The 12,699-nt window shown below is 43.1% G+C and carries 11 protein-coding genes; 8 read left to right on the top strand and 3 right to left on the bottom strand.

Annotated elements, in window-relative coordinates; translation table 11 throughout:
- Nucleotides 1-26 precede the first annotated feature (26 nt).
- Both NSQ20_RS19540 and NSQ20_RS19535 read left to right on the top strand, forming a co-directional pair.
- Entirely contained in the window at nucleotides 27-755 is a 729-nt protein-coding gene (locus NSQ20_RS19540; protein ID WP_340030655.1) for a DUF1361 domain-containing protein, read from the top strand.
- 239 nt (nucleotides 756-994) lie between these two features.
- Entirely contained in the window at nucleotides 995-2,017 is a 1,023-nt protein-coding gene (locus tag NSQ20_RS19535; protein ID WP_340030654.1) for a serine hydrolase, read from the top strand.
- A gap of 84 nt (nucleotides 2,018-2,101) precedes the next feature.
- Here the strand turns inward: NSQ20_RS19535 and NSQ20_RS19530 are convergent, their stop codons facing one another.
- A complete protein-coding gene (locus NSQ20_RS19530) occupies nucleotides 2,102-3,082 on the bottom strand; it encodes a serine hydrolase (RefSeq protein ID WP_340030652.1) in 981 nt (326 codons plus the stop codon).
- Between the two features lie 255 nt (nucleotides 3,083-3,337).
- Between NSQ20_RS19530 and NSQ20_RS19525 the strand changes: the two genes are divergently transcribed.
- From NSQ20_RS19525 to NSQ20_RS19505, 5 genes are all read left to right on the top strand, one after another.
- The gene (locus tag NSQ20_RS19525; RefSeq protein ID WP_340030650.1) at nucleotides 3,338-3,607 is read left to right on the top strand and encodes a DUF6809 family protein; all 270 of its coding nucleotides are present in this window, start codon (nucleotides 3,338-3,340) and stop codon (nucleotides 3,605-3,607) included.
- 283 nt (nucleotides 3,608-3,890) lie between these two features.
- On the top strand, nucleotides 3,891-5,198 hold the full coding sequence (locus NSQ20_RS19520) for an SPFH domain-containing protein (RefSeq protein WP_340030649.1): 1,308 nt from the start codon (nucleotides 3,891-3,893) through the stop codon (nucleotides 5,196-5,198).
- The gene (locus tag NSQ20_RS19515; protein WP_307411122.1) at nucleotides 5,198-5,941 is read left to right on the top strand and encodes a hypothetical protein; all 744 of its coding nucleotides are present in this window, start codon (nucleotides 5,198-5,200) and stop codon (nucleotides 5,939-5,941) included. The genes NSQ20_RS19520 and NSQ20_RS19515 overlap by 1 nt, the downstream gene beginning before the upstream one ends.
- A gap of 488 nt (nucleotides 5,942-6,429) precedes the next feature.
- Nucleotides 6,430-6,915 (top strand): hypothetical protein, encoded by a 486-nt coding sequence (locus NSQ20_RS19510; protein ID WP_340030647.1) that lies wholly within the window; start codon nucleotides 6,430-6,432, stop codon nucleotides 6,913-6,915.
- 291 nt (nucleotides 6,916-7,206) lie between these two features.
- A complete protein-coding gene (locus tag NSQ20_RS19505) occupies nucleotides 7,207-8,559 on the top strand; it encodes a glucoamylase family protein (protein ID WP_340030646.1) in 1,353 nt (450 codons plus the stop codon).
- A gap of 118 nt (nucleotides 8,560-8,677) precedes the next feature.
- Here the strand turns inward: NSQ20_RS19505 and NSQ20_RS19500 are convergent, their stop codons facing one another.
- Nucleotides 8,678-9,316 carry a TetR/AcrR family transcriptional regulator gene (locus NSQ20_RS19500; RefSeq protein WP_340030645.1) on the bottom strand — a complete coding sequence of 213 codons (639 nt, stop codon included), beginning with the start codon at nucleotides 9,314-9,316 and terminating at the stop codon, nucleotides 8,678-8,680.
- Between the two features lie 126 nt (nucleotides 9,317-9,442).
- Between NSQ20_RS19500 and NSQ20_RS19495 the strand changes: the two genes are divergently transcribed.
- The gene (locus NSQ20_RS19495; RefSeq protein WP_340030644.1) at nucleotides 9,443-11,005 is read left to right on the top strand and encodes an FAD-dependent monooxygenase; all 1,563 of its coding nucleotides are present in this window, start codon (nucleotides 9,443-9,445) and stop codon (nucleotides 11,003-11,005) included.
- A gap of 138 nt (nucleotides 11,006-11,143) precedes the next feature.
- Here NSQ20_RS19495 and NSQ20_RS19490 read toward each other — a convergent pair whose 3' ends face one another.
- Complete coding sequence (locus tag NSQ20_RS19490) at nucleotides 11,144-12,682, bottom strand: hypothetical protein (RefSeq protein WP_340030642.1); 1,539 nt, start codon at nucleotides 12,680-12,682, stop codon at nucleotides 11,144-11,146.
- Nucleotides 12,683-12,699 lie beyond the last annotated feature (17 nt).

Here is a 12,699-nt window from a genome sequence, read left to right as displayed (position 1 = left end):
AATTTTATCAAGTGAGGTCAGAATCATTGAGAAAACTGAATTATATTCGCATATTTATTTTCCTTAGTGTGGTTACTATAGTAACGCTTGGCTTGTTCTACGTAGCCGCAGATTGGCTGGATCAGCGTTATTTCCGCTTCCTGATCTGGAATCTGTTCTTGGGCTGGATTCCTTTTGTGTTCTCTTATGCAGCCTATCTTCTAAGTGATGTGAAATGGAAAGGTGCCGCATGGCTTGCAGTTGCAAGTGGTCTGCTGTGGTTGTTATTTTTCCCGAACTCTTCTTACATTGTTACGGATCTGGTTCATCTGACAGCGAGAAGTTCCCGGTATTATGGTGGGAACGGGGTGGACTACACGTATTGGTACGACTTAAGTGTTGTATTAATGTTTGTCTGGACTGGTCTTCTGCTTGGATTCCTGTCGATGTATCAGCTTCAGGAAGTGATCTATCACCGAATTGGACGCTGGGCATCCTGGATCTTTGTACTGGCAGGCTGTGCTTTGGGAAGTTACGGGGTATTGCTTGGACGTGTATATCGACTGAATAGCTGGGATGCACTGACGAATCGCGAGACGCTAATTGAACTGATGCACGAAAGTGTAAGCCGTCCGTCTCTGGCGTTTTGCCTGTTTTTTGGCACGTTTATCACTACAATCTATGCCACATTGTATTATCTGATCAATACGAGGGCTCCCCGTGAAAAGAAGAAGAGTGCAGGAAGTCCCAACTCGGACCTGCAAGCGTTACGCTAACCTATGTTGTTTTGAGGCATGGAGCCAGATAGACTTACGGTAAAACGAGTGGAACAATTGATTGAACAGCATTTGAGCATGCTTTGTCAAACTTAATCTTACGTTGTCTGAAGAAGGGTTATTTCCTTTTATAAGGGAGTAATCCTTCTTTTTATGAAAATTTGGCAGGTATGCAGGATATGACGAAGAATTAAGAATGAGAATGTAATGAATACATAGACAAGTAGGTGAACAACAAAATGTTGAATCCAGTAGAGCTGACAACAAAAGTAGAAGAAGTCATGGAACGCGTGAATTTTTCGGGTGTTGTATTACTCCAGCAAGCCGGGAAAACCCTTTTGAATATGAAACGTGGTTATGCAAATCGCAGTGAAGAACTTGCCAATCAGGTGGATACACGCTTTGGAATTGCATCTGGATGTAAGATCTTCACGGCAGTGAGTATATGCCAACTAATTGAAGCGGGCAAGTTGTCTGCGGATTCCAAGCTTACGGATGTATTGGATGTGGAGTTTCCACTATGGGACGAAGGAGTTACCATTCAGCAGTTGTTAACACACACGTCAGGCATTCCGGATTATTTCGATGAAGAAGTGATGGATGACTTTTCAGAATTATGGAAAGACAGACCCGTCTACGCGATGCGGCGTTTAAGTGACTTTCTGCCCATGTTTCAGCATCTGCCAATGAGGTCTGCTCCGGGTGAACGTTTTCATTATAATAATGCGGGTTTTATTGTGCTGGGGCTTGTCGTGGAACAACATTCAGGACTGGCGTTTACAGATTATGTGGAAGAGCACATTTTCAAAAGGTGTGGCATGAAGGAATCCGGTTATTTCGTAACAGATCAGCTCCCGCGTAACACAGCTTTAGGGTATATCGATCATGAAGATGGCTCTTGGAATACTAATATGTTCTCCATTCCTGTCAAAGGTGGATCGGACGGTGGAGCCTATGTTACGGCACCGGATATGATTCGATTTTGGGATGCTTTGCTGGGTCACCAATTGTTGAATGAAGAAACGGCACAGCAGTTATTAACCCCACATGCTCATCAAGAGGATGAAGAGTATTATGGGCAGGGTATCTGGATTGACCGCAAGGGAGAAGCGATTTTCAAATTTCATGTCATGGGGTTTGATCCAGGAGTGTCGTTCATGTCTTCCGTGTATCGGGACTATGATCTACAACTGGTTGTGGTCTCTAATCAAGAGTCTGGTCCTTATCCAATAACAATTGCTATCGAAGAAGCTTTGGCATGACAAATAAACCCTCAATCTATGGGCTGGTTATGGCCACAAGGTTGGGGGTTCATTTATGAGACAAGATAAAAAGAATGCCTGCGTTTATAACATTTTCCATAGCTCAGGGGCGATTAATCGAGGGAAAACATCCAGCGGAGGTTTCTCTTTCTTTCGTTTGTCATTGGTTAACACCGTAACAAGTTCGAGCTCTGGCACAATATATACATACTGACCACCAAATCCTCGCGCGTAATAATAATGGAGATTGGATTTGTCGTCTACAGCAGCAATATTTTCGGAGTCAGACCTTTCATTCGGATAGACATCCACCCACCAATGCCAAGCATAACTGCCGTGATTCGGTGGAGTGACTGTAATAAAAGGCTGCGTCGAACGAGATACGAGATCACTTGAAATGAGAGACTCTCCCTCCCATATACCTTGCTGTAGAAACAGCTGACCGAATTTCAGCAGATCTACGGGTAACATTTTAAGACCGAATCCGCCAGTATGTACACCTTGAGGGTCGCTTTCCCATTCATAATCCTTAATTCTCAGCGGGCCAAAAAGATAGCGTTCCGCGAACTCGGCTACGTTCATACCTACATTTTGCATCAGGATGGCGGATAGGATCTGTGATACTCCGGAGTTGTACTCCATATATGTACCGGGTACATGGCTTAAGCGTTGTTCCAACGCAAAATCTACCCAATGATCGGTGCGGGTCATGCGAGGGAATGAATTCTGCCCGCCGAACTCGTCCCAGTTGAATCCGGCTGTCATGGTGAGCAGTTGTTCCAGTGTGATCGCTGGTTTACGCGTATCAGGATCGGATGTCAACTGTGGAAAAAAGGTGGAGATTGGGGTTGATGCCTCTGGCAACAAACCTTTATCCATCGCTATACAGATGAGGGCGGATAGCACACTCTTGGTACATGAATTGATTTTTGCAATATCAGTCGCAGCCTCTTGGTTGCGGTAGTGTTCGAACATGATCTCACCGCGTACGCTAACGAGGCAGCTTCGCAGATCCAGTTGTGGAACGATCTGTTGTAATTTGGATGACAGTGATGAAGGATTCATAGTGTCCTTTCTGTACGGTTGATTTGTTATAGGTTTTTGTAGAAATCGGTGTCCATTATCTTAGCATACTCCCGAGGTAGGGCTCAACAAGCGCTACATTATTATGTCAAAGCAAGCATGCAAAATGCGATAGCCTTTGAAAGATATAAGAAATCATATGCGAATATCGCATAATTCCCCAGCATTGTCTGTCAAACTTATATAATTGTCATGAGAAGAGCACAAGACATTTATTAGAGGAAGGAGGGCTGTGATGTGGGAAATATAATAGAAGAATTATATTACGGTAACCTGAGACCAGAGGAGAATATTGTTCCTCAAGATTCGGAGTATCGATCTATTAATAAGGAGATTACAGCTTATATCGAAAAATTTCAGGAAAAGCTTTCGGAGGATGACTTTAAACAACTCGAGGTATTGTTTGATATGATGGATCAAGTTCACTCTATACATTCAAAAGAGGCTTTTGCCAGTGGTTTCAAAATTGGGACGTTGATTATGATCGAGAGTGGTTTCACAAGCTAATATTTTGGTTTTTCACAATTTGTGGTTATATAGTTAACCTCTTTCCTATGAACATATGGAAGAGGTTTTTACCATTATGAATATGATAATATAGGAAAAATATCATATGAAAAATGAACTATGTTAGTGCGTATTAAGGTTAGAAATGGTAAAATATCAATGCCTAACATGGATCAAGTAGATGAAAGATAATTAAATATAGGAAATAGTGTGGAATCAGTGTTTTAGCAAAAAAACTTTATAGTAAATTATAGTAATCTAATACTGAATTGAGGAATTAAACATGGCGATTATTGACGTAATTAAGTATGATGGCTCACCTGATGTGTTTGCTTGGAAACATCCCGAGACTGAACTGGGAACATGGACTCAGTTAATTGTGAATCAATCTCAACAAGCAATTCTTTTCAAGGATGGAAGAGCACTTGATATGTTTGGACCCGGAAGGCATACGTTGAGTACTGCAAATATCCCAATCTTGAACCGTCTCGTTAACCTTCCGTTCGGAGGGAAGTCACCTTTTGCAGCAGAAGTATGGTATGTCAATCAAGTAAGCGCATTGGATGTTAAGTGGGGAACGGCGAATCCGATTCAGATCCAGGATCCCAAGTATAATATTATTGTTCCCGTGAGAACATTCGGACAAATGGGAATTAAAATTTCGGATTCACGAAAATTTTTGGTCAAGCTTGTGGGAACACTGCCTGAGTTTAACCAAGCTAATATGATTAATTACTTCCGCGGGCTGATCATCATGAATATTAACTCCATGTTGTCATCATATCTAATACATAGAAAAGTAAGTGTTTTGGAGATCAATGCATATATCGCCGAGATATCACGACATTTTGCAGATACGATAGCTTCTACTTTTGAAGAATTTGGTATTGAGTTAATCAACCTGTATATTCACAATGTCAATCTGCCCGAAGAAGATCCTTCCGTCATTCGATTAAGAGAAGCGTTGGCACGCAAAGCTGAGATGGATATCATTGGCTACACATATCAGCAAGAACGTTCGTTTGATACGCTTGAAGGTGCAGCGAAGAATGAAGGAAGCATGCAGTCAGACATCATGGGCGCAGGGCTTGGTATGGGCATGGGGGTTGGTCTGGGTGGTTCTTTCAGTAGCGAGATGTCCCAGATGTCTAAAGTGATGTCTACGAAGGAAACGCCTGCAGTAAGTATATGTAAGCAGTGTCATCATCCGAATCAGGAGAACAGCTCTTTTTGCAGCAAATGTGGCAATTCATTAGCCGACAAATCGGTAGCAACAACAGATTGCAACAATTGTGGACATGCCTTGCCAAAGGGAACCAAATTCTGTCCTAACTGTGGTGACAAATACTATGCATGTCCTTCATGTGGGGCGGATAATGCGGAGAACGCATTGGAATGCATTCAATGTCATCAACCGATGCCTAGCCCATGCCCAAATTGTAACCATATGAATTCCGGTCATACAAAATTCTGTGGCAACTGTGGCACAAGTTTAAGCTTGAAATGTAGTCGGTGCCAACATGAAGTAAAACCCGGCCAGAAGTTCTGTCTCGATTGCGGAAACAATCTGCAAGAAGGAGGACAGGCATAGTGATGGTCAAACGGAGCAATCTCTTGATTTTGGATGTCGTCTATTTAATATGCATGTTAGTATCATCAATCGTTTCTTTTACGCTGTTTAATCATGCGCTTCTGTCGTTTTCTTTTTGGATGAATCTCGTTGCTTCTTATGTAGCGATTACGGCTATTTGGATCTACGCGCGGTTCATCATGCAAAATATGGATCGGTTTAAACGGTTTGTTCCAGGTTACACAGCTTTAGGTGTAGTATTAGGTATTTATCTGATTTGTGTGATGATCTACACGTTGTTAACAGGTTCAGCAGATCATGCGCTTCGCTGGTTCGTATTGTTACACACGTTAACGATTGCGATCGCAATTATTTTGTGCGGAATCATTATGATCTATATTCAAAGTGCGCGCCGTCATGAAACAGATGAACATACAAAAATCGCAAACTTAGAATTAATCGAAAAAGCTTTACAACAATTGCTTCATACCATGGTGCAACATCCCGTCCTAACTGTGGAAGAAGAGCGCAAAACCGTTCAATCATTAATTGAACTTGTAAAGTATAGTGACCCAATCACTCCGGATTCCCTTGAGAAAAATGACCGCCAGATCTTGCTGGACATTGAATTGATGAACAGTGAGCTTACAAATCAGTACGAAGCAGGGGAATTGGTAAATAGTGAACGTTTTGCTTCGCAACTATCCCAGTTAAAGTTCCGTTTGAAAGAGCGCAATCAACAGATCATGACAAGCAAATCATAAATTGCTGGAGGAAATGCCGTGAAAAGATTTTTTGGAATTATATTCATTATCCTTTCGTCTCTGACGATCTTGTTATCTTTAATATTAATATCCGAGGGAACAGAAACAGCCATTATCAGTACGATAATTCTTTTTATCCCTGGAGTTATCGTACTTGTTACGGGCATTAAAATGTGTGGTCGACCTAAATCTCGTTCTAACACTGATCAATACCATCACAATTCTAATGATAATCAATATTACGAAGATCAGCATAATGAGAAATATGAAGATAGAGAAGATGAACCTCAAGAATCTGTATCCGTGAATTGTTCAGGGTGTGGGGCCAAGGTAAAGGTATATCCTACTTTGTCTGCGGATTGTGAGTATTGTGGAACGACAATGAGGATCTCTTAGTCGTAGCTAACATAAATAGACTTTAACAGTTTTAGCGGACGGATACTTGTAGTGTGTCGGTTAGGCGTAGAGTTTGTTTGGGAGGAATCAAATTGAGGAAGTTTTTCGGGCTCATTTTTATGGTGTATGCAATTGGCACACCCATTGCTTTTTTCAATGCAGACAATCACAAAAGTGGGGATCTATTTGGCATAATTGGAGTTATTATTATTGAATTTTTATTTTTGTTTTTTGGTATTAAATTGCTTAGGAAAAAACGTGTTAAGAAAAAGCGTGTCCCTGAACGAAAGTTTTATGGGGGAGACTATGGAGGTCATCTTGATCGCGAAAATGCGAATCCGCATACTTATTCAAGTTACAATAGCAACACCGTGAGTTACAGTAGTCATAATACAATTAACTATACAGAGATCAATTTTTCAGATAAGGAAAACACTGAAGAGAAAGCCGATGAAAAAGTTGAAGAGCCACAAAGGCCTGTTTCAGTGAGTTGCCCGGGGTGTGGGGCGAAGGCAAAAGTGCTTCCTAAGCAATCAACGGACTGCGAGTATTGCGGAACAACAGTTGTAGCAAATTAGAATGGTTCAGAATGGATACGTGAAGGGTTAAGCCTGATTCCTATGGAGTCGGGCTTTTAATCTCCACAATTTAGAATCTCTAAAAGACCCTTAAACGATCAAATCGTCATATAATTCCACGTGAGTTGCCTTAATGTAGTCCCTTTAATGAAACGTTTCGAATTTCACACTTATAATTAAGCCACATTATATTCAGTATTTGTAAGCGTTCTATTTTCTTGTTTACGGAAATGGGAAAATTATGATAACATATATACGAAACGTTTCGAATCCATTTGAAGGGAGAAAATCATGAAAAAAGTAAAACAATTCAGCTTCATTTTAACTTTTTGTCTGTTAGCTAATCTAGCTTTAACTCCTATGGCTTCAGCAGGTGACTCAAGCAATTTAATTGGATTTCGAACAGAATTGAAAGCGATTGCATATAAGACCTATACGTTTTTTGAGGACTATACGGATCAGAATACTGGCTTGACTTACGATGAAGTACGGCACACTGAAAACGGGATAGAAGAAGCTAAACGTACCTCGCCCACAAACATCGCAATGTATATGATGAGTACCGTTTCAGCGCAACAATTGGGCATTATTTCTAAGAAAGAAGCTGTACATCGCCTGCAAACAACAATAAATTCCCTCGAAAAGTTAGAAAAGTGGAACGGCCTATTTTATAACTGGTATAACACGGATGACGGATCAGTGAAGAAAGATTGGGGCCAATTTATTTCCCAAGTCGATAATGGCTGGTTATCCGCTGGTTTAATTGTTGTTGGGCAAGCCTATGAAGAACTTCATGGGGAAACAAGCAAGTTGGTTACAAATATGAATTATACTCCGCTATATGATCCTGAAGTCGGCCAATTCCGCGGCGGTTATGATGTGGCTAAAGGCGCGCTGACGGACCACCATTATGGGATGTTTTATACGGAACCACGTGTAGGCAGCTATATTGCTATTGGGAAAGGTGACGTTCCTCAAGATCATTGGTGGAAGATGTATCGCACATTACCTCAAGAATGGGATTGGCAAGCTCAGATTCCTCAAGGCAAATCCGTTAAGTACGATGGAGTGGATGTGTTTGAAGGAAGTTATGTATACAAGGATAAAAAGTTCGTGCCAAGCTGGGGAGGTAGTATGTTTGAAGCTCTTATGCCCGGTATGGTCATAAAGGAAAAAGACCTGGGTACTCAAGCTTTGGGATTGAACAACCAGCGTCATGTCGAATTGCAGATCGAATACGCCAAAGAAAAAGGGTACGCCGCATGGGGCTTCTCACCTTCTGCCACTCCGACAGGTTACAGTGAGTTTGCAGCAACACCGTTAGGTACCTCAGGTTACAAAGATGGAGCAACGGTAACAGCACACGCAACATTCCTTGCTCTGGATTATGCCCCTGAAGCAGTTCGAAAGAACATTAAAGCTTTAAAGAACTTCAAAATGTTTGGCAAATATGGGTTCTATGACTCAGTCAATGTTGAAACAGGAGAACTTGCAAAAGCTTATCTGGCACTGGATCAAGGGATGATTATGGTGTCGATCGCCAACTATCTTCAAGATGGCGTTATCCGCGATTATTTTCACAGTGATGTGATAGGGCAGACGCCAGAAGAATCATTGAAAAAAGAAGTTTTTTCCATTCAATGAAGGGCTGCTTTAGATTAGAGCAAGATCACTAACGAAATGGGACGAAGATTAAAAGATGGGCGGAACGAAGCAGGGTATCAGCATGCTTCGTTCCGTTTTTGCGTTTACAATGGCGATTTTAAGACTTACGTTGTGGGGCATAAGCGCAAAGAAAGACGCGTACGCCTTCAGTGATGATATGTTTAGTTTGTTCCTCATCTAATGTCTCGATTTTTCCCGATTGATTAAATACCAATAAAAACGTTAATGCAGCGAAGTGCTTTGCAGCCATTTTAGGATCAATCACATCGAGCAGTCCGTTTTGTCCAAACGCTGTAAACCTCATGATAATTCCCTCTTCAGTTGCGTTATCCAGCCTTTCAAAAAACGAGTCTGGCAGGTTGGCAGCTTCCACCATAACCAGACGCATCAAAGCCTTGTAATCTGCCGAACCGTTTGCAGAAGCTACGATTTGCTCACAAAATAAGATGAGCGCCTGCTCAAGATCTTCGAATTTCCAGAGGTGGTCTGAAATCCCTTGCTCAATCATGACCAGAACCGCCGAACTGGATTCTTCAACAACGGCAAGCAGTAGGTTCTGTTTGTCGCCATAATAATCATAAACTGTCCGTTTGGAAACTCCCGCTTTAGTTGCGACCGCATCGACGCTGGAACGATCAAACCCGTCTGAAAGAAATAGCTCTCGTGCCGCCGCAATAATATTAGCTCGTTTGTCTGAAGAGCCTTTGCGGATTTTCTTGTTTTCCGTATGATCCATTCTTACGTTTTCCCCCTTATATGTGTATTTTACAAATTGATTAGAGTCCTGCTTTACAAGCTACACTGTACGGTGTAGTGTAACAAATGTAGCGCATCAAATCAATGATCAAGGAGGTTTTTATTCATGAATACCATACCGTCTGTTGTTGATGTTCTCATTGTCGGGGCCGGACCCACAGGGCTTACACTTGCCTGCGACCTTGCCCGTCGAAACGTCAACCATCGTATTATTGAACGAAACACCGTGTATAACGTTGCATCTCGCGCCAAAGGAATCCAACCTCGCTCGCTTGAAGTCATCGATGATTTGGAAGCCGTTCACTACATTGTTGATACAGGTGTTGTGGACTTGCCTGTTCGTTATTATACCGCAGATGGCAGAAGTGTGGACAAGCCGACTATTACCGTTGCAGCCAGCGCCGAACTTGAGACACCCTATCGTGATCCGGTCTGGATTGCTCAATTTGATGTGGAAAAAGCGTTGCGCGACCGATATGCAGTATTTGGCGGTCAAGTTGAGTTGGGCATGGAAGCTGTAGGGCTTGTTCAGGATGTGGATGGTGTATCGGTAACGGTGAATACACCACAAGGAGAAGAGCAAATTCGTGCTCGTTATGTAGTCGGCGCTGACGGGGGCAAAAGCAATATACGCAAATTTATACACTTACCGTTGGTTGGGGAAACACATGATCATGAGCGATGGTATCTTGGCGATGTAGGATTGGAAGGGTTAGATCGTGACCATATCCATATCTGGACTTCTTCGGAGGGGATGATCGGGGTGACGCCGCTGCCAAAATCCGATATTTGGCAACTGCAGGCTACAATTCCGGCAGCCATCGATGAACCAGAGCAGCCGTCGCTAGAGGCGTATCAAGCCATGTTTGACCGTCGTGCCGGGTCCGGACGTGTTCGGCTTACGGATGCTTCTTGGTTGTCCATCTACCGGGTCAACGTTCGTATGGTTGAATGTTACCGAAACAACCGGGTTTTCCTTGCCGGTGATGCGGCTCATGTTCATTCGCCGGCCGGTGGTCAAGGCATGAATACGGGAATACAGGACGCATACAACCTCGGCTGGAAGCTGGCGGCTGTCATACGCGGAGCAGACACCGCCTTACTCGACACCTACGATGAGGAGCGCCGCCCAGTGGCTCAGGCCGTGCTCAAAGACAGCACAAAGAAAATGGGAGGCGTTATAAGAACGGCGACTGAAGGCGGAGGGTTGTCCCAATCCTTGAGCATCATATCCGACGATCTGACGAGCGGGCTTCTCATTTCCTATCGTTCAAGTTCGCTTACCCATCCGTCTGCTCGAACAAATGCTACCCGTTTACTTCCTGGAGATCGTGCTCCTAATGCTACTGGACTACAAGGCACCGGGTTTGCAGGAAGTGTCTTTGACCTCTTGCGCGGCCCACACTGGACGCTTTTGGCTTTTGCAAACTACATTGATCCTTCTCTGAAGAACTTCACGAACGATGCACTCCATTTGCATTATATTCTGCCATCGAAGGTGGAGGGGGCGGAAGGCATAATAGACACTGCAGGGAATGCCTATCGAGTTTACGATGTCGCAAGTAAAGAACTTGTATTGATTCGTCCTGACGGTTACATCGCCTTGCGCACCTCCATTGATGATACCGCATCGATCCTGAATTACTTGAATTTGTGTGGCTTATCATAGGATCGAGCGACCCAAAGTTCTGCCCGAGTCACGTCGTCTTTTTGAAAATAGAGTGCAAGAAATTCTATTCATGCAAAAAAGGGTCTTGCCATGTTCATAACAGGACCCTTTTTCCGTAAACAACGGTTTATTGGTGAACTAAAAATCCCTCAAACGATCAAATACCTCATATAATTCCTCGTGATTAACCTTAATCAAATCATCTTGACGCAGTTCCAAATGCTGCTGTAATTGATCCAGCAACTCCGTTAGAACAACATAAATCTCTTCCCGCTCAACAGTTTCAATAAATCCGGTCTTGGCATCCATCTTGTTGAAGGTCTGTGTGTAGTTCTCAACCATGGAGACGAGCTGTTTGTGCACAGCTTCTTGATTATTAAAATCTTGACTTAACTGACGGATTTCCTTCAAGCACTGCTTGTACAATTGAGCTGCTTTTTTGGCGTGTGCTGCCTTGATGTGGTCCCGCCCATCCCAATCCCGAAACGGATTGTTCAGGTTCTCCGCAAGCCATTCGGGTTTGCGTGCTTTGGTGATTTCCATATCAAGTCCGGCAGCAGCGAATTTTTTATATCTTGTTTTGATCGATTTGGCTGCATCGGCAGGCAGGCTGGTTAGCCACAGCGTAGCCAATTTTGGAAGTTGCTCTGGATCAGGGAATTGTTCACCTTTGAAGCCGAACAGGTCATATGTAGTGAAGGTTTGCAAATTTGCCAAATGCTGAATCGACTCTATATGGGATACATTGCCGGGTTTACCCCACAATCGTAACTCTGAAAGCTCAGGATAATACTGCATAAGTGGCTCCAGATTGAGTTCCGTGATATCTCTGATATACAGACCTTCAAGTCGCGAGATACCCGTAACCTGTGGCAGGCCCGATGGAACATTGAGAGTGATGCATTTACCCTCTTCATAAGCCGCGATACGCAGATCAGGAGACAGCTCACCTGTGAAATTCAGACTTTTCATCTTTGTGTTCAAAATTAACTCCTTCAACCCGCTGACATCCACAATAAGTTTGGTCAGATGACTGTTGCTGATATCCAGCATCGTTTGACCATGATCTATGATATGAAGTTCATTAATGAACGGGTTGTCTTCTATAAATGTAAAGATCGATTCCGTATATCCATCCATTTCAATATGTGTCAGACAAGGTAGTTTTGCGAGTTCGGCTACATCTTTAGAAGATCTAGGGCTGAAATCGCGGAGTGTACTCGTACTGCGCCGCATTACACGATCGCCAACCATGACTTCTTTGTCATCATCCGCAGCTTGTTTGAACTGCGCTCTTCGGATCGCATCGATACCTTCCCATTCACGCTGGAGATAGAGACTTTCTCCGATCGGCCAGCCTCCGCCATACGTATTTGTTTCCTCTGTGTAGAGAGGAGGGATATTGCCTGCAAGCACATACTGTGAAGGAACATTAGCACTCACGAAACTATGGGCAAGTCGATCATGCCAGAAATAGAAATTACAGATCAACGGTTTCATCTGATGAAGCTGCATTTCATTAGGCAGTTGATCACCAGTCCAATCCAACTGAAGGACCGAGGCAAGCGTGTTGGAAGTTTTACCCTCCGTTTCTTTCAGTCCAGTTACCTGACAGGCTGTATATTGTTGTAATTTTTCGACATACACGCAGTACACATCTCCAACATTGGGGATCATGTTATGCTCCTTTCGTT

This window comes from Paenibacillus sp. FSL K6-1122 (assembly GCF_037977015.1).
Classification (GTDB): Bacteria; Bacillota; Bacilli; order Paenibacillales; family Paenibacillaceae; genus Paenibacillus; species Paenibacillus amylolyticus.
Note: the sequence above shows the minus strand (reverse complement) of the source record. Positions and strands in the feature narration are given on the sequence as shown.